The organism is Ancylomarina sp. (genome assembly GCF_041555295.1).
Classification (GTDB): domain Bacteria; phylum Bacteroidota; class Bacteroidia; order Bacteroidales; family Marinifilaceae; genus Ancylomarina.
On the sequence record NZ_JBFFKR010000011.1, the window covers coordinates 16,158 to 36,456 of the forward strand.

Consider the following 20,299-nt stretch of genomic DNA (forward strand, 5'->3'; position numbering starts at 1 on the left):
AATTTAAATTTTCTGGAAAAAAAATTAATATTCTACCCCTATTTTTTTCAGTTCTCCTCATTCAGTGCCTAATCTGAGGTAAATTTGACAAATTCAGATCAAAACCAAGCCTATTTTTCGCGTTTTTTGTTAGAACAGTCGTTCTTTTAACAAGGAGTTAACAATTGCAGCTCGAAGCAATTCATAATTCATTGGATTATATTCAAACAAGTCAATCTCAAAATAGATATGACCTGAAAGAAAGCCTCAATTTCTAAATAGAACCAAAACCGTACTTATATAAAGCTTCCTCCCGATCATATATCACTGAAATAGTCGAAACAAACTTTGGAACCTGACAGTCGAATACAAATAATTTCCTCTCAATAAAAAAATGATGCGCATATGGGAAGGCGGCGGGCATGCCAATATAATTCAGGATTTGGTTGAGCTTGCCGTGCTAGGGTAAAAAAAACAGACCCTTTAAATAAAACTGGGTTCGATGTTACTAACTTGCAGAATGCTAGAACAACTTCACACAGCATATCAGAATTATTAGATGCATCGAAAGACGAAAGCTGTGAGAATAAACGATTATGAGACAAAGCTTATACCCTACTCGCAGAAAGGGTAAGTACAATTCGTGAATACGGTCGATATGTATTTTGGAAGGACGAAGATCGTAAAAAGAAATATTTAAACGATTAATTCTTGAAACACCTAATTTTATTAGTCCCGAGGCAGGTCACACCCTCCCATCGGGACTTTTATGTATTCAATCGGTAATTTGACACATCCCATTGGTAATTTTATGGCTACCAGAGGTGGTAAATGATGGACAATTGTTTATTTCGATTAGAGCACTGACAACTTGATGAAAATAAAATGTCGAAATACAGTTTTTGCAAAACCTAGATTATAGAAAAAACCACCTCTAAATAGAGGTGGTTCAATATCATATAAGGTTACTAGTTCAATAAATACTGTCTTAATGACGACAAACATAAAAGAAACGCTCAACCATTTGTTCATTCCCAGCCTTATCTTTTAAAAAAAGTGTAAAGTGATAATCTCCAACTATGGCATTCTCATCAACTTTTACTTCTAAATTGAGTTCATATGTTTTAGCACCCAAAATACTTGGGAAAGCATTTCCATCTGCATCCAATTGCTGATGAGTTGAAAAAGCATCGGCATATTGATCTGAAGAGATACCTCCCTTTCTTATAACAATTCTATAGGATGCTAATTCCTGATTATCTATCAGGTGAGCTTTAACATGAATATTCCCTCCACGTAAAACTTCTAAACGGGTATTAGGACTATGTAGTTCTATTTTTGGAGATATTTGATCCGTATTGTTTGCAAAAACCAAGCTAGGGAGTAAAATTAAAAGTAAGACTCCGTTTTTAATAAACTTAGAGTGATTGACTAATATTCTCTTTAATGGGGTAAAATGTTTCATTGGTTAAAATTAGTGACTAACTATTTTGAAGTTGTTAAAAATAGTTAATTCAAAGTCATTCAAAATCCAGAAAAAAGAGTATTAATAGGACTTCTCCATTAAACAGCAGTTTATTAGTGCAAACGGAAGTAGAAATTTGATAAAAGGAAATTAATAAATGTTACATTAATTCTTTAATTATTTTTTCTAGGTATATAGATACAAGAGAGAGAAAACAATCGTTTCTCCCTTTATTGATCAATAGAATTAACGATCCCTAATTTCGCCTTGGGCAGTTAGGAAGTTTAACCATTTCATAACTCGTTTCAAATGTTGACTCAACACAACCAGCAGGATCACAACAAGTATGGCAGACACGCTTAAGAGCTCTAAATTTCTTTAATTCAACACTTGGAGCCAGTAAATCATCCTTAATCTGCACTCATGTATTTTTTATTATCGTCAGCTAAAAAAAGCCATCCCGAAGGATGGCTCATATCATATTAATGAAATTTTTTATTACTTGACAGGGTAGTTCAAATCGAATTCATCATCACCAAGCACACATTGACCACTTTCATCAGAACAAGACTGAAATTCGAATGTTCCTTCTATTTTTAATGGTAAGCTCAGTACTTTAATCTGCTGACGCATTTCGGCCGTATTTTCAAAATAACTCACATCACCTTCCCAAATTTTGTCGTAGTGCTTCTTTGCATTCATTGGCTTAACTTTACCAATACGCTCATAACTGGCATGAGCTTCGAAGTCAAACTCAATCAAAATAGGTCCCAAATCCGGATCAAAATCATTTGAATACAAGTGCCATGACGGATCAATTTTTGCCTTAAAAACAACATCAATCACATCACCTACTTTAATCTCTTTTTTCGACAACTCCACTTTCCACTTGGCTGGGGTTAGAATTTGCCCAAATGACATACTGCTCACCATCAACAACAAACTAACTAATACTGTAATTCTTCTGTTCATATCTTCTTTTATTTATTTGTACAAATAATGTCGTAAAATAGCATCTCACTATAATAATGACCCCTAAAATACCAAGATGGGTGAATTAATACACAGAAAAAACCATTAAAGGATGTTAATTCTCTGATTATAAGCCATTCTTTATGAAAAAAGCCACCCCTAAGGATGGCTTTAAAAGTAATAAGATAAACAAGGCTACTTTTTCGTTTTGCTTTGCTTTTTAGAGTCAGATAAAGAGGCTTTGCTCTCTTTTGCCGTATGCTCTCGGTATTTTTTCACTGCCGCAAATTTAGCCGCTGCAATGGTTTCACGATTCGCTTTTTCTGTAATTTTTCCACGGGAAAGATCCTCAACAGCAATATAACCATTCTTCAAAAGAAGCTGAATAATCATGTTATTGACAATAGTTTCTTCACTATAAGCTTCTGCAATATAAAGCTGATCACAGTCCTCGTAAAACGACTCAGCAAAGTCCTGATTATTTGGCAACCACATTAACTGCTCATAAGTTTCAGTGAAACTATTCAGTTCAATATTAATATTTGGCGTTACCAACAAAGGACTAAACTGATGATTCTTTGGAAGCGGCTCATAACCATCCAACATTGAAAAATCAACCGCTTTCTTTGCATTATCCAGCCTGGTAAAACGAGCCTTTCTCATCTGCTCCATTTGGTACAAAAAGAAATTGTATCGCTCCACTTCCAAACTCTTCTTATGATGTAAGAATAACCAGCCATACTTTTGCTCGATATCCTTCTTCACCACATTCTTTGTTTTGTGAATGTCCGGATTGGCATTTCGAACCTCTTGTATCAATCGTCTCACATCTTGAGCAGCCTTTTGTGGTCCGGTAATCTCCTTCCCTTTTTTACCCAAATCGGTAGAAAGAATACCACACTGTATATGCTTGCCTTTTCCTTTACCCGATTTACCTCCCTTAAGGACTTCAATCAGATGCTTACGAATCTCCAACTCATCATCTTCATGAATAAATGGGTTACCACCTGGTGTACTCGCCAAAGAATTAAAGATGCTGCTAAAGAAAGTTCTATCCAAAACAAACTCAACAGGTGAATCTTCAGACTGAGCTGTCACAATAAATCGATTCTTGATAATATCAAAGCGGATAGATCTAAGCTCTAAATCCAATCCCTCTCTATGGAATTGTTTCTTGGCAAATATCTTGTTAACCACCTCTTCAATATCGATCTTTTCAATCAATTTATAGGAAGAAGCCAGGTACCATTTTCCATTCTTTGGATCCTTTTCCCAATCCAGAACTTCATCCAAATAATTACCATGCTGATCCAAAACTTCCACAATATTCTTATCGGCCGTATAGCGCAATAAGGTTCGTTGGAAATGAGGGTTATCCTGAGAAGTTGCCTTTTCCTTACGCTCGCCGTGAGCATCGCGATAAAGCATAAAGTTCTCGGCATTGGAGTATTTCACAATACCCGCCTCATTTTTAGAGAAGTTATTGGCTGTTAAAATAATATCAACCTTATAAGGCATGCTAATGTCGCAGAACCCCGAAATGGTCGATCTTGAATTCAAATCCTCCACATTAGAATCGGCACTCGACTCGAATAGAGGTCTGTATTGCTTGATGTATTCCGGATCAAAATCAGTGACACGAGAAAAATCGCCCAGCTCGGTACCTACACCATATAAATTCCCCTCAGTATCAGGGAAAAGATGAAGCATATCACCCGCAACCAGCTTGATAGAACGAATCCCTGGCAGGTCTTTCTTCAACCACTTCAGCATCATAGCTGCGAGCATTTCCGACTTACCCACTCCAGAGTCACCACTGATTAAGAGACCAAACAAAGAACCATCATCACCTTCAATCACAAAGAATGAGCCGTGAACAGGAGCACCCCCCATCTCCTTCACCTTTTCGTTCAGCATGGTTAATCTTGGCTTTTTCACATCTCCAAAATAGTCTACCGATTTTTTAAGAGGCGTCACAATCGTTTTGATTTTTCCATTCGGCCCATTCAAGTCGAAATAGCCAATTTGTGGGTAGGAAATCACCTTCTCTGGTGCACCTAAAAATAAGACGATATCCGGCACAAAGTTCTTAGCCTCTTTCAAACTCACCGCCTTTGGTTGAATCAATCGATAATTATCAGCCAGGTACTTCATGTACGACTTTTGGAAAACATAGAGTTCGTTAACCAAGCCACCTTTTACAATTCGACAACGGTAATCGTCAATATCCATATTCTGGATAAACTTAGACATACGCGTCGCAAAGAAATCTGAAGATGGACGTGTCGACATGTTCTTGATAAACTCTCTCGGCGATTGTTCACCAGGGCCCGAAATCTTAAGATCTTCCAGATTGGCTCTATCAATTTTATGGAATGGATACTCCCTCTTTTTTGCATCGGTATTCATACGCGTGTGCGTTTGAACGGGTTGCTCGGCAGCAATCACACCACACTTGGTCATCACCTCATTAATCCAGGAGAGCTTCCCATTTTCATGGGTATCCAAAACCTTGTTCTCCATTTCAAAATCCTGATACAGAGTAAAACCATGTTGAATCATCTCATTCAGCTTGGAGTTTTGGCACAGATAATCCATGCTCAACAGCTTAATCAAAATATGATTGAACCTATTGTAAAGCTGTGTATTTCGAGTGCGATTCAAAGCAGAAGTCAAGAACAAACTCATTTGTCTGGCTTCGCTTACAATCTGCTCTTCGACTAACTTAAACGATTTACGAAGAACAATTTGCTCCAGCAATACCTTGGCTTCGTTAGCGATCAAACTCTCAGAATACAATCGTGTATCAGGTTCATCATGTGTTTCCAATCCACGGAACAAACGATTCACAGAATCCATCAAATTCTTAAGCAAGGCCACATCTGATTGAATCAGGTAGATAGCAAGTAGCTTCTCTTCTGCAGATTTTCCTTTTAATAACGTCTCAAATTCTGACTGAACAGAAGTAAATATTAGATTCTTATGAGAATACTCAGCCAAACCTTTTTCTGAAGTTAGATTTTGTAAAAAATCATGAACCAATAAATCAAAATTGACGCCATTCATCTGCTTACCCGATATCTCCTGCAGGCGCTCACTTGCTTTTGCAAACAACTGCTCAACCGAAGGTTCTATCAACTCTTTCTCGAAAGGCAGGTTGAAGTGCAAGAGAATTTCACGTATGTACTTACGTAGAATAACATTATAACCCTCAAGCTTCGCTAAATCGCCCGATGGATCTTTTTCATTGGCATTCAAAACCAACATCTTCACCTTGGAATCTGAGAAGAGAATACGCTCCATATCAATCAGGATTTCCGTCATGATCAACTTCTCATCCGGACCGTCAAGAACATGAGCATTAGGCTGGTATTTCAACTTGCTATTCACATATTTCTGAATGGTTGGCTTGCCATAACGAGCCAAAACTTCATTGATATCCAAATGCTTAATTGCAGGTATGTTCCTGTAGATCTGAGGCAATAGATTCTCGTAAATCTTCGAGAAAGCCTGACTACTTAAAAATTCAACCAAGTTGGTACACTGACCAATATTCTCGTAGAATTCGATCACTGCATTCGTAGAATCTCCAATAGAATTAATACTCACGCCACACACATTAGGAAATGCATGGTACATGGTCTTAATATCATTGATCTTCAGGCTTTGATTCGTACGTTTTTCAAGATCCCGTATCTGCTTATAATCCTCAAGGACAGAATCGACAAACTCTCTATCCAATTTCACTGGGAAGAGTTCATTTAAAGCGGCATCATTCTCTAGTCCCCCCGTTTTCTTGCCTTCATTAAAACGAATCCAGTTTGTGATAAACAGTCTGAATGCATTTTCTAACTCTTTGGCATAAACCTGATAGCTAGCCTCGGTTCCTTCCACATAGTCACCTAGTGAAAAACGAACAATACCCGTTTTGTAAGGTATAGCAGCAATGCCTCTTTTCTCAGCAAACACCTGAGTAAAAGCTTCCAGATCCTGATAGGAAGAATAACCCTTCAATGTCATATTGAATAAGTAAGCCCCCTCAGAATTCAAGAATCCCACATCGCTGAATTGCTGTTCTTCTATGATTTTAGCAGCCACTTCCTTAGCCATCTTCAATCGCTTGATTGATTCGGATCTAAAGATTCTATTCACACGGAATTGGTTCAATTCACCAACTATATGCTGTTTGTAATAGGAAAAGAAAGCTTCTCCCTTATATTTAAAATCATCAGGAAGTTCCAGTACATCAAGCTTATCTAAAGACACTAGCTCATCCAAAAGGAAAATATGAAGCGGACTCCCTTCAAACAAAGATTCTCTCTTGGTGGACTCCGAACTGAGTGCAATGGTTGTAGGGACATTGCTTTTCACCTTCGATTTAATAAAATTCTCCAGCTTTTGCTTCACCTTATGACGAGAAGCATCCTTAGGAAGAGCCTCATCCATCTGAACCTTAATTCGCTTGGCTTGCTGAGCAACCTCCAAAACATTGACCAACATAAAGAGCGAGCAAGAATTCCCCCTGCTTGCATCTGATTGTTTACGGGCAAAAGCCGTTAAATCTTTTTTAGCCTCGGTTACTGCTAAGGCTCCCAAACGATCGCCAGTTGCTCCCAGATTCTTAGTGGTCGATATGGATGCCACCATAGAAATACGCGCGTAACTGGTTATATTATTAATGATATAGGAAGAAATCGTTCTCCACTTTGGCTCCTCAGGATCATCAATCTTTACAGAATCGTTATAGGCCTCATCCAGGAAGAGGGTTAACTGTGTATTGCTAATGAACTTCAGGAATTTTATTAATGCCACATTATTAAAATCCGTATAGCCTGTTGGGTTCGATGGGTCGTTGATTAAGATGGTCGAATTGGCACAGAAATTATCCCACAAACTACCTGTCTCATCAAACAATTGAAACGAACTCTTAATACGCTGCAGCTTTGTTAAAAAGCGCTCGTAATCGATACGACCTTCCTCATCTAATTCAATCTCAACATCGAAAGCATTCATATCAAATTGCTCAATTGGGAACAAATCTTTATACTCCCAGGCTGCTTGCTGATTCAAGAAAATGAAAGGCTTCACATGATTGCGATTCAAAACTAAATCACGAATAATCATCTGAACATCATCAGAGATTGATGTCTTTTCCAGATTGCCCAAACCTGAGATAAATTCACGAATAATTTGCTTATCCTCCTCGCTTTTCTGTTCGTATTTTTTCTCTATGCCAAGATCAATCAAAAGATTGCTGAAACGGCCTTTATTATCCGCTTCATTCTCAACCTTTATGAGATACTCCTTATACTTTTCGAGGAAAAGATTAATGCCAAAATTCTTATGAAAATGGTTATGAAGAGTACGCTGATAGCTATCTGGAATGATATCCAGAATGACACGACAACGCTCAACAACATCCTTTTTTAAACTCTTTAACTTACGCTCGAGCAGATATTCACCATAAGTTTTCAACTGATTTCGACCTCCACCTTCAACAATGGTCGCCAAGTCAATATCCTTGCTATTTCCATAGAAATAGGACTTCATGCGAGTTTCAAACTCTTGAAGCAAAATCTCAATGGTCTCAGTCTGCTTTTTTGAATCTTTTATATTCTCAACAAAAGAGATGAATGCAACCAGTTTCGACAAAATGTATTTGTCTTTAATAATCTGACGAGCGAACTCATCAAACTTATATAAGATGATATCCTGATCAGGATTTTCAGGTTCTGCCAATTGTTCTTTTTTCAGACGAGCCAACTCCTCTTCGTAATCCTTGATCTTAGCTTCGGCGGCCAAACGGAATTTCTCCAAGTTGCGGGAATTCACCTTATCAAGAATCAAACGCAGATTCATCTGCGTATTCGCCGGCGCTCCCAATTTCTTTGTATGAACCTTATTTAAGGTATTAATCACTTCGTTGTGGAAGGAGAATACCAGGCTGGTGTTAGATGCCAATGATTCAGGCGAACAATCAACAAAAATCATACGCGTTAGCAAGGGAAACCATTTAAAATCATTCAGTGGGTTTCGACGCATATGCTGCACCTTTACGATAAAGATGCTGGTTGTATCTTCACAAATTTGATCGTAAACCTCATCGGGACTTGTGAATTCAATCACTCGAACTATCTCAGGCTGGAAAATCTCATCACGAATGAGTTTAATAGCCGTGTCAGCCGTTCCGGAAACCAGAGTTCTGATAAAGCCATTCAAACCCTTAAAATTGACAGTCGATTCGGTACGGGTTAAAAAGTGCTCTTTCTCCTTAGCTGTGGTGTAATGGGTACTTTGAACAACAAGCTGATCCATCACATCCAAAAGGTAATTCCATTGCGCTTCTTCGATATAACCGTTTACACCGATAACGTCGCGGAACTTTCGTAGTTCACGAACCTTATCGCCAAGTAAAATTTGATACAGGAAATTGATTAAATGTTGGCTAACGGGTGGTGTTCCAACAGAAAAATCAGGGGCATTTAAAATGTGTCTCAGCTGTTTTTTTTCTTTCTCGTCTACCGCTTCGATGTCAATCAGGTGGTTAATTCTGTTGACAAAGGACTGTCGTTTGGCGCTGTACTCAAATGCTTTCGAGTTTTCATGAGGGAAAATCATCAGGGAAACATCAACATAAGCAGGAATAGACTCTTTAAGGTCTAATAATCGCTTGTTGATTTCCAGTTCTTGATTGACCGGATCGTCTGATTCTTCATAACAAAGCCTTACAAATTGAGTAAGGCTTTCAAAAATACGATGTGGAAGAAAGTTCTCTGCTCTTTCTCCCAAAGATTGGTACAGGTTGATAAAAACCTGTGCCTCGTAATTTAATTCGGATTGTGGCCTTCCGGATACGTGCATTTTAATTCTGGTTGTTTAGTTAGAAATCCTTACTAATGATTATTTATCATCAGTCATGTAAATATAGTGAGATTTTTCACTCCTAACTATGCTTTTTCCCACTAATAATTTCGCAAACCTTTGCGTAATAGCTTTTTATGATTCTATTGATTTTAAACCACCATTATCTATATAACTTATTGCCTTAAGAAAAAAACAGGCGCTTTCTGGATCTCGGAACTGCATATTAATTATGATGAAAAAAATATTGAACCACAGATTACACAGATGAACACAAATTAAATGTAAAAAGGGTGCCCCCTGCTTTGTAGTCAAAGCAGGCGTATCAAAGTTCCTCCCTTTTGTTATATTATACAGCTATAAAAAACTGTTTTGTCTAACAAATCGAACTTCACTCGACATAGAGCCAATAAAATTATAAGATCGGTTTAAGTCATAACCTGACATTTATAAGATGCCGATAGTTATCGGGACATGACGGATTAGTGAGAACAAAAAAGATCAAGGCCCTCCGAAAAACATCAGACCTCTTAATAAATCAATCCTTCATATGATTATAGAAGTAATGTCGGTGCTATGTTATTTGAGGTGGGCTGTGTCTGAAAGTCCGCAAGAAATAAGGGCATTGAGCGAAGTCGAAATGTGAGTATTTCACTACAGAACAACCCCCATAAGCCTCTCGCTTCCTTTAGCATTTCGACAGGCTCAATGACCGAAAACTCATGCCTATAGTCATCCCGGTAGTTATCGGGACATGACAGATTAATGAGAATAAAAAACAAAAGGACAGATGCCAGGAAGTCGTTTTGAGTTTTCATTTAACCTGATCCGACCAAAGAAGATTAATATGAAAATTTGTGAGACGCCTCACCAAACGATTCCTTTACGGCTTCTGCCCTTTTACCGACTAACTAAATTCTAATCCTAAAACAATTCAAAATTAAAAAGGGGTGGGTCTTCGCAAGATTTATTTTGAGATCCACTCTAAAATTAAAAAGTCAGCCCGGTTCAATGAGCTGACCTAGTCGCATGTATCTGTATCGTCTTTATATTTATAAATTGATTTTATAAATAATTGACTCCTTACCCACTTGAACCCCTTTTATGATATAATAAAAGGTATACTCACGCAGCTCAGGTAGTTGATCATCAAGCTTAGGGCGAATATCGATATACTTGGTGCTATTACAAACATCTAAAAATGTAAATTTTGTTTCACCGTTTCTACGAGAGTAAATACGCACCCCATTAGTACCTTGTTTCGCTATCTTGATAGCCGGGTAACCCCCTTCAAGATTAATTGAAGCCATAGGCTGCATATCCTTAGTATCCTGATTCGTATAAGTAATATCAAAACCCAAATCGATACCAATGGCTTTGGTATAATTAGGATGAGACATTATTTTAGAGCGGCGCGAACGTATATAAGGTGTAAACACATCACGAGCCTCGCCTAGAGCTGCTATTTTAGCACTTGAGTTGGCAACTGCCAAATCTTTAGATTCCTTGCAAGTAATAACATTATCAATTAACCTGTTATCCTCTGCTACTTCTTCATCAGTTACATCCAACGTTTCTTTATGGATTAAGATGTTGGTCTTATAAACCAAACCCTTATCAACATAGTCATTCTCTGGACCAACGATAAAGTCATGTCTTTTTCTTATTACCGTCATAATATTTCGTATTAATGAAAACATTAGGGCGAAACCTGGTCAGCACAAGAACAAAAAAAAGTTCCGACAAAACAGATACATGCTGTTAAATATGCGCTTCTTAATAAGGACACCCTATTTCGTATCTCAGAATACAATAAAACCATATTCTGACTATTGAACTAAACCTTTAACAAGCCTGTGTTTATATACAATAAAACCAGCCTTTGCTAATTAATATGATTGATCTGTAAAAAGCAGAGATCAAAAACAAACAATACCAGATCAACTTCAATCCATTAATTCAATGCGCTTTAGCTTTTCAATAATAAAGATATAGGATAAATAAACAGATTTAAAACAAATGAATATAAAAACTCATTACATTAATTATGATAATCAAACAAATACTCTAAATAAAGGCTTATAGAGATAAAACACAATCAACTATGCTAAACAAGATTTATTCTCATATTTGAAAATAGCTATTTTCAAAATTAAAAACAGAGAGAACATAAATTCTTTTGAGATGGAAATTAAACAGAAGCCTAACAAACAACAGCATACACAATTAGCTTTACAATAAGATCGTTAGATTAATAATTGACGACTCGTGGATTTTTAGCATCCTAGTCATTAGGGGAAAAAATCTTTATTAAAAGAAAAATGCACACACTTATGTTAGACATTTAGCTCAGAGGGGGCAAGTTTTTCATGGTTTTGGGCTGCATTTTTGGCTGCAGGAGTCAAATTTTCACTGTTTTGAAGCACATTTTTGGGTGAAAGAGCCCAAGAAAAGCGTGAAAATGTTCAAGAAAACAGTGAAAGACTCAGTCTTTCACAATATTCTGAGCATTTTCAAGTGCGAGACTCATCAAAAATCATGAGAGCTGGACATTTTCACGTGAAACTCCAGATTTTCGAATGTGAGAATGAAAGAAAAACATGAGAGCTTGACATTTTCACGTGCGAGAGTTGCCCTTTCACGTGAAAGACTGAGTCTTTCACTATAAAATGAGGATCTTTCATGCTCTAGAATGCACCAAAACAGGTATACACTATTAGCCAACGCCTTTAAACATGAGCTTTCTTGTAAAAAGGCAGTTTAAACCGTTTGTAAAAATAAGAAAAAGCAAAATAAGCCACAGGCATGGCTTATTAGAATTGAAATGCTATGATCTTAAAGTTAAACTATCTTATTGTTAATTAACTTTGTCCTTATTTTAGCCTCAAAGAGATCAATTTAATGCGTTTTTAAAAAAGTGAATGTCAGATTTCACATCACTCATCATAAAAAGGAGTCATTTAAACAGGAATTAAACAAGCTTAATCCCTGTTTTATTTATAAGGAGACTTTGCTTTTGTGGGCTAAATTTGGTCTATTGACGGTCTTACTGATCCCGACTCGTCGGGATTAATTACACTAAATTAGTCTCTAAGCCTGTTGATGATTCTTTTGATCTTAATTGATTTTCATTTTAGAAACCTAAAAATACGTTTCTAAAATGCACCTTCCAAATACCATTACCTAAATTCTTCAACTCCCAGATATTTACCTTTTTAAGCAGTGGTTTCTACTATAGAGTTACATATTGGGTAATAATCCGTAAGGGTTGGCTTTACAATCTCTTTAGAAAGTTTTAATGAGTCATGGCTCTTACGACTTGCCAATGTGCTTACAAATAGCGTTTACATTTTGACTTGAAAGTTTCATATAAGATACTTACTATGATTTTATTTTATAAAATAAAGAAATTAGGTTAGAATTCAATATGTTTTTAATATCCACCTCATTCTGTGCGATTGGTTTTACAGGAATCAGGTCGGATACTTCACTATAATCCATATTAGAATTATACATTAATTCTAAGGACGCTTTTAAGGTTTCAAAAATTGTTTCCTGACTTTCCTTTTCTGATAACCCAATTTCATTCGCGATTTTTTCCATTTCTTTCCATTGAAACCAGAAATATGTTGGTAACATGGCTGAAACAATTGCGTAGGCTTCCAGTTTACTTTCCAGTGTATTAAAAGTATTCCCCAATGACTTTAACAGATCAAGGATGAAGTTTTTCTCGGAATTATCAATAACATCAGAAAAACAAACAGGGTTATAACCTTTATTTATGTGTGACGCTGCATTCGGTATCATACGAACAATTCGTTTTGTACCTGTCAGTTCGGACAATTTTTCAATACTGAATTTTGGAGCAAGAGATATTAATAACGTGTTATTATTAATTGAGCTTTTAAGTTGAATAATGGTTTTGCCAATTACAGGAGGGTGAATGGCAATAAAAACAATGTCTTGCTTTGCTACTTCATCGAGTGCATCTGTTGTTTCTATTTCATGAAACAACTCTTTTAATTCGGTAATTGTATCCTTATTAGTATCACAAACTTTTATTGAAGTAAATTCAACATTTCTATTCTTAAACCCCTGAAGGAAAATTTTTGTAATTCTCCCTCCTCCAATAAAACCAATTGATTTTGTTTTCATGATGATTAAAGTTAGATGAATATGATGTCATTTAGCAATTAACTGCCCTTTCAATGCGCCCCACACTTACATACAGCGTAGAGTAAAAGTAGGCAATTATTAACAATCTAACTTTCAATCTCTCTCATATGTTGAGGCGGATGATGTAAGCCTGATATTGTAATTATTCGCCTATTTTTTATATACGTTGTTGCGGCAGTGTTAGATTACTGAAATTACAATTTTACCATTGTGTAGCCCATCCCCAAATCGTTGAATCGCCCAAGGTATTTTGTCAAAAGTATAAGGACCATCTATAACGCAATTTATCTTGTTGTCCTCGTAAAGCTGATTGATGTACTCCAAATCCTTATTAGCTTTTAACATGACCATGTGCACACGTTTCTTGCTAAACAACTTGGGTATCGGACTCATATAAAGCATCTGCAACAGATTGCCGGACCTACCACCTATTGAAACGTATTTTCCTTCCGGTTTAAGAACCTTTAAAAATTTCCAGAGCGATCTATTGGTCTTGCAATCAAGGATTAGATCATATTGCTGATCACTCTTAGTAAAGTCTTCTTTTTTATAGTCAATTACGTTGTCAAACCCTTGATTTTCCATCGCTTTTAATTTTTCACCCGTATCGACCCCTGTAACATTCGTGTTGTAAAGTTTTGCTATTTGAATTCCGAATGAACCAACACCGCCACCACCGCCATTGATCAATATCTTCTGGCCATCTTTAATCTGTCCCATATCCCGCAGACCTTGTAGGGCCAGCATTGCTGCGTGTGGGATACTAGTTGCCTCTTCAAAACTCATACTATCTGGCTTTCGAGCTAGTGCTTTCTCATCTATGCAAAGAAACTCAGCAAAGCTGCCAAATCCGAATTCTGAGATGTCACCGTAAACGGCATCTCCGGATTTAAACTTTGTAGCCTTATTTCCGACCTTCTCCACAATTCCTGCTACCTCCATTCCTGGTATCATTAATTTTTTCCTGGGACTAAATATCCCAAAGAATAGACGATAAGCAAAAGGCTTTCCGGTGGTAATACACCAATCGTAATCATTGATCGTTGTTGCACAGACTTTAATCTGAACCTCGGTATTTTTAGGTTCAGGTTGTTCGGCTTCTATAAGCCTAAGAACTTTGTCAGGCTCTCCATAGTTTTTAATATTATATGCTTTCATAATTGCTAATGTGCCAAGGGTTATAAAAAGGGCGTTTTAATGCCTTTTATACATTAGTTATGAGCCTTTTTGCCTACTCACTATTTTTACAATACGTCCATATACAATATACGCTAAATTCCAGTTGTATCCTTCAAAATAAGTTGGACCGGTAAATTGAATAGCTACCGCGTCTGTGTCTTTGTGGTATTTGGCGATACTCTGATAGCCAGGTACCAGTCCCTTATACTCGTATTCATAGATCGAAGAATAAATCTCTTGTTCCCCTTCATTAAACAATGATCCATCGTTTAATGCTCTCAAGAATATACTCACATCCTCTACTGAAGCTAACATTTCTTGCTTGTCAGTCTTTAAATCAAAGGGATATTCAACATGATAGCCACTCATGACATCGTCTATATTCACTTCACTAAGCAAACTAAAAGTATTTTTCAAATTAAGCCGGTTTAAAACTTCTTCCTGAATGAATTGGAAATGACCATAGCCCAACCTTATCCATGATCAATGGCTTCATTGGCTTGTTATTGAACTGTATCAGACAGTGGTAATATCCACGCCTTGATCAAGATCCATGGCACAAGGAACATGGAGACGATGGTTCCGACTAGCAATGCTATTCTGATTATTCACTTTGTGTATTTCTTTGTCATACTATATCGGGATAAAGAACTTTTAAATTAGCCAAAACGGATGTGTAAATCGCAATGCAACTTACACCGCTTTTCATACCTAAAAAAAACAGTCCTATCGAGGGGCACCACCGGCACTTCAAATTCCAGGACCTATACATTCTTTTCACAAACCCATATTTTTCTAGCGAAATTGACCTTTCCTCTTTTACTAACGCTGCAATAATCTGATATTCTGAATCCTGTGTTGCTGATTAAATTTGTAATATCTGAGGTAGATACAATAACAAGTCGATCTGTGATTTCTGCTGTCGACTCAATAATGTGCAAGATATCGGTATCAGTTGCACTGGTGAACAAATTATATGGCAGGTCGATAATGGCAGCTTCATACCTTTTGCTAATGTCTTTTATATCGGAGTGATATATATTTGCCTTGTAGTTGAAGTGAGAAAGATTTTTTCGTGCATTATTACATGTCTTCTCGTTAATGTCGCAGCCCTCAATGTTATTTCCTGCAAAACAGGCTTCTAACATTATTGTGCCAACACCACAACATGCATCTAGTAGCTTTTTCTCTTTGTTTGCCTCTGCTGCAATATTGACAAGAGCTTTGGCAATATTTACACTTATTGAGTTACTGAATGAGTATGGTTTTTGCTTGTGTTTATGCCAAGCTATATTGTTTTTAATCAAAACACCAAAAAACCAGATACCTTCGTAATAGCATAAAGCATAAGTTGTTGTTGGGTTATAATAATCAGTATCACCTTCAATACTGAAGCCTATATCTCTTAACTTTCTTAGCCTATCAGCATACTCAGTTGTATCACCATCAAAAACTAAATATTCAACTTTGAAACCTTCAACGCGTATATTTTCTTTTTTGATTTCATTTATCAAGGTAGAGTAATCTTCTGAAAATGAAATAATATCAAGCCTACTTCTAATGAAAGCACTACTTGATGGTTCTACTCTTATATCGGAAAAAAGGAGTTTATTCTTCTCTTCCTTATTAAAAATATATTTCGATTCGAGCGTGCATAGCTCCCTTTCAGTAATGTCACAATTAAAAGAATATATATATTTGTTCATCTGCATATTTTTTGACCTTAAATGCAAAGATGATACTATAAAATTAAACGACAGGCCTAGAAGCGTCTAAATTATCTTACACCAAATGAAATGTATAATATTATTGTTAATAATGAAAAAGTTGCATTAGCGCCTTGAATCCAGCCAAGTCTTTCAAAAGAGAACCTAAAGTCGTTTAATAAAGACCAATTTATGAAAACTACTTTACAAACAGTATATTTTGTATTGAAAAGTAGATAAGAGCCTGTAAAGTAGAACGCATCTATTTTGAGGAATTGGGTAAAAGGTTTTGAATCAGCCCGTCAAGCATCCCTAATAATCCCTTCGGTTTACATAGCCAAGGTTGATTGATTCTGATTTCAAGCTGTACTTTTTTAAGGATTCTATTTTAAATTGTTGAACGGAATCGTTTATAGCTATGTTTAGTTCTTGTTTGACTTTAACCATCTTATCGGTTGAGGATTGGCAAATGGTGATCATTGCTCCTGCCATAATCGTTGCTATAACAAGAGTGGTAATTGTCTTTTCATAATGTTTGTATCTTTGCTTTAAATTTTTACTCGTTGTAAAAAAAGGTACCCCTTAACGAATGTTCAGTTAAAGGGTACCTTTTAATAAGTACATGATTAGAGAGAATCGATAATCATGTGCATTTCTTATTTTGCTTTACTGATACTTTTACCAGTTTGTAGCATTAGCAGTATCTAATACTCTTTTTACTTTAATTACAACATCTATACGCCTGTTTTTTGACCTACCGTATTTTGTTTCATTGTTCTCAATAGGTTTGCTTTCACCATATCCAACAGATGCAATATTTGACTGGTTATAATCCGGCATATTTGCCATTAAATATGATTTTACAGCATCGGCTCTTTTTTGAGATAAAGCCAAATTCAAACTATCCCCTCCCTGAGAATCTGTATGTCCCTGAATAACAATCTTGCTTTCGGAGAATATGTTGATGGTATTTTGAACTTTGCCCAGTAAGAGATAATTTTCAGGTTTCACTTCGGCACTTCCTATATCAAAATTGAAACCGGTCATTCGTAAAATTATGTCATTCCCCTGACGAAACACATTGGCTTCATTCATATCAAACATATTAAATACCTCATCAAATTTCTGAACAACCTTTTCTTCATAAGCTATTTGATCTTCCAGCATCTGTTGTTTCATTGAGGCATCAGAAATTTGTTCTTTTTGCTTGCTACCCATCGCAGCCATTTGCTTTCTTTGGTTAGCATTGGTTGTTTCGTAAATATTCAGGTTATGGCTAAGTTTGTAAATACTGTCTTTCAGAATGATAATATTTGTCGATATTTTCTCAGCTGCAACGCTGCTACCTTCATTAAATCTAACCGAAATACCAGTAACATCACCAATTTGTGTAAGATACGATTCACCCCTTAAGATTAAATCTTCAATTCCCTTATCCTGATCATCAATCTTGTTAATATAATTTACAAGGTAAATGGTATGGCTTGCTTCGTATTCAGCATTTTTTGCAAGCATACGTGGCTTATCTGTATCATAACGTTCAGTTTCCAAAGCAGCTTGACCCTCCTTTAGACTTTTTTTAGCTTTTGCCAGGGTTTTGGGTGCATATTTTTCGGCTTTCATGTCTTCTGCTTTGGCTATTAATTGTCTGGCATGATTGAACAAATTTGATTTAATAGCAGCAAGTTCTGCCTTGCGGTATAAACTATACGCCTCTTTACCCTTTTCTTTTGCCTTATCTGAATTACCTCTCTCGTAATTGTGGCTTGCATCTTTAAATTCATTTTGTGCATCCTCCCACAATTCTTTTTCGTATGTATCCGCTTCAGCGTCAAGTGCATCATCTCTTGCAGTCAGAGTTTCAGCAAAAAGAACTTCCATTACATCAATTTCCTTTGTAGATTTCTTGAAATAATTAAAAGCTTCCTTCAAATATTCTTTGATATCAGACAGATTGTCACCGCTTTCATAGGCCGAATTAGCTTTTTCATAATATTTTAATCCGTCGTTATAATTTGAAGGTGATAATATTTCTGCCCGTTTGTCGATAGCGTTTTGATATGCTTTTTTGGCATCATTAAATATTATCGACTTAGCATCCTGGGAAAATAGATTAGAAGTGTAAAACATACTTAAAAGTATGCTTACAATCAGCAGCTTGTTTCTTGTAAAAGTTTTCATAGTTTTATTTTAAAAATTAAAAAAAATAGTGCTTTCAGCATTAGTAATTTTATCTAATTCATGCCTATGTTACCATAACAAATAATATTGCCGAATTCACTGTGTTTTGATAGATATTTATTGAATTTTTATTATTCCCTCTCTGAAGCATCGTATGTAAAATCATTTCACTATTAAATATAAGACTTAAATACTGAAAAGCATCACACAATTAAATAAACAATCACATAACTCACACATTCCCAATCAATATGAACATACCACAGTATTACTTTTGGATCATGAATCTGGATAAATAATTGAAATGAAAATGTTAGAAATGAATGCCAAATAATCTTTTCTACCTATTGGGAGTTTTTAAGTTCGTTCAGAAGTTCTCTTAAAATAGCGGTCGCATAAGTAAAAGCATAATCCGACAGGGCGTAAGAAATGATCAGATCCTCATTATGAATCATTGCCCCGCAAGAATACACCACATCGTGTACATATTCAATTTCATCAATAGATTTCAATCATATTTTGGTATTTATATTACAACCAAAAGCTCGCATATAAAACGTAAGTGATTTCGAAGTACTTACCTCTCTAGTTAGCAGTGAGCCAAATTTACGGTTAAGCACACGTTTAATCTTTTAAACGACCTAGTCAAATCGTAGATTTGGCGGGAATAAAATATCGCACTAACTTGTCGCAAACCACTAAACCACTGAACCACTAATGTTTTATCATGCATTATTGTAGCCAGTGGTTCTTCATTCCCTTACTTCTTTTTTTGACCTTTCTATTATGTCTTTGAGGTCATCTTTGCCTATTTAAAAAAAGCCATTAGATTCATCAGATTCGTTTTCTATTTGCTTTACATCATCTATTTTCTTCTTTTTGCCCACGAAGCATAGGGACAGACATCCAATTAATACTCCAATGATAAAAGATAATAAAATTGTTAAGGAAAAAGGGACAGTGATACTCCAACTAATAAAAGTAACATTTACCATTTCAAGGTTCTGGTATGCAAATGTTAAAACTATTGCAAACAGCAGAAGCAAAGCTAAAGTTTTGATAATTTTCATATCTCTTAAAGATTTAATTATGCCTACACTTAAGGATTTTAGGCTTACTCCTAATATTTTAATTTATAGCAGTCGTTTCTTACCCAATGACTAAAACTTGTTTATGTATTCACAATACCTGTCATATATTTCCATGACAGGTATTGGTCAGCTTTATTGCACATTATCTTTTGTGCAAATCAACTAGTTATTCAAATTTATGAAAATCGGTTAACAAATAATATGTTTTGTACAGGAAAGTACATAAAGACATGTGAAAATAGAACGCATCTACTTAGGGGAATTGGAAAAAAAAAGTTTAGAACCATCCCTATTCTAATAAATAAGCCCTCCTCTCTGTTTTTAGTCTTAATATCCTTGTTAGCAATAAAACCAATAGGCTAATTAAAAATATTTAGGAGGCTATAAGAAAAAAATATTTCATTATTTTCATAATTAACAAATCATGTTTCATTCATTTACTACAATAAAGTATTATTTTTGGAGTTTATTTTTGAGCAACAAATAGGTGTATTCATAAACAAATTTAAAATAGATGAAACGGTTAGCATTAATCCTTATAAGCCTTGCTTTAGCAGCACTTTTCTCAACCTCATGTACTACAGACGAAGAAACTCAACCCAATTTTGATGAGTCGTTAATTATTGGAAAATGGAAAAGTGGAACTTTGTTCGAGAGATACGATTTAGATAAATCAGGTGCTACCTGGG

11 protein-coding genes are annotated in these 20,299 nt (G+C 35.9%); all 11 read right to left on the reverse strand.

Going from position 1 to position 20,299, the window contains the following annotated elements; all coding sequences use genetic code 11:
- Positions 1 to 967: 967 nt before the first annotated feature.
- Positions 968 to 1,444, reverse strand: coding sequence for a DUF4625 domain-containing protein (locus ABY905_RS02055; RefSeq protein ID WP_372639931.1), 477 nt, complete (start codon positions 1,442 to 1,444; stop codon positions 968 to 970).
- Positions 1,445 to 1,700: 256 nt separating this feature from the next.
- Positions 1,701 to 1,865 (reverse strand): hypothetical protein, encoded by a 165-nt coding sequence (locus tag ABY905_RS02060; RefSeq protein ID WP_372639933.1) that lies wholly within the window; start codon positions 1,863 to 1,865, stop codon positions 1,701 to 1,703.
- A 77-nt stretch (positions 1,866 to 1,942) separates the two neighbouring features.
- Positions 1,943 to 2,416 (reverse strand): protein-disulfide reductase DsbD domain-containing protein, encoded by a 474-nt coding sequence (locus ABY905_RS02065; protein WP_372639935.1) that lies wholly within the window; start codon positions 2,414 to 2,416, stop codon positions 1,943 to 1,945.
- 195 nt (positions 2,417 to 2,611) lie between these two features.
- Positions 2,612 to 9,277 carry an aminotransferase class I/II-fold pyridoxal phosphate-dependent enzyme gene (locus tag ABY905_RS02070; protein ID WP_372639937.1) on the reverse strand — a complete coding sequence of 2,222 codons (6,666 nt, stop codon included), beginning with the start codon at positions 9,275 to 9,277 and terminating at the stop codon, positions 2,612 to 2,614.
- Positions 9,278 to 10,329: 1,052 nt separating this feature from the next.
- Positions 10,330 to 10,953, reverse strand: a complete 624-nt coding sequence (locus ABY905_RS02075) for a hypothetical protein (protein ID WP_372639939.1) — start codon at positions 10,951 to 10,953, stop codon at positions 10,330 to 10,332.
- Between the two features lie 1,705 nt (positions 10,954 to 12,658).
- Positions 12,659 to 13,432 carry a pyrroline-5-carboxylate reductase family protein gene (locus ABY905_RS02080; RefSeq protein WP_372639941.1) on the reverse strand — a complete coding sequence of 258 codons (774 nt, stop codon included), beginning with the start codon at positions 13,430 to 13,432 and terminating at the stop codon, positions 12,659 to 12,661.
- A 201-nt stretch (positions 13,433 to 13,633) separates the two neighbouring features.
- Entirely contained in the window at positions 13,634 to 14,611 is a 978-nt protein-coding gene (locus ABY905_RS02085) for an NAD(P)-dependent alcohol dehydrogenase (protein ID WP_372639943.1), read from the reverse strand.
- Positions 14,612 to 14,668: 57 nt separating this feature from the next.
- Positions 14,669 to 15,049: a hypothetical protein gene (locus ABY905_RS02090; protein ID WP_372639945.1), complete on the reverse strand. Its 381-nt coding sequence runs from the start codon at positions 15,047 to 15,049 to the stop codon at positions 14,669 to 14,671.
- Between the two features lie 347 nt (positions 15,050 to 15,396).
- Positions 15,397 to 16,338 (reverse strand): TRM11 family methyltransferase, encoded by a 942-nt coding sequence (locus ABY905_RS02095; RefSeq protein ID WP_372639947.1) that lies wholly within the window; start codon positions 16,336 to 16,338, stop codon positions 15,397 to 15,399.
- Positions 16,339 to 17,016: 678 nt separating this feature from the next.
- Positions 17,017 to 18,519 carry an OmpA family protein gene (locus tag ABY905_RS02100; protein WP_372639949.1) on the reverse strand — a complete coding sequence of 501 codons (1,503 nt, stop codon included), beginning with the start codon at positions 18,517 to 18,519 and terminating at the stop codon, positions 17,017 to 17,019.
- Positions 18,520 to 19,331: 812 nt separating this feature from the next.
- Positions 19,332 to 19,589 carry a lipopolysaccharide assembly LapA domain-containing protein gene (locus ABY905_RS02105; protein WP_372639951.1) on the reverse strand — a complete coding sequence of 86 codons (258 nt, stop codon included), beginning with the start codon at positions 19,587 to 19,589 and terminating at the stop codon, positions 19,332 to 19,334.
- Positions 19,590 to 20,299: the final 710 nt, after the last annotated feature.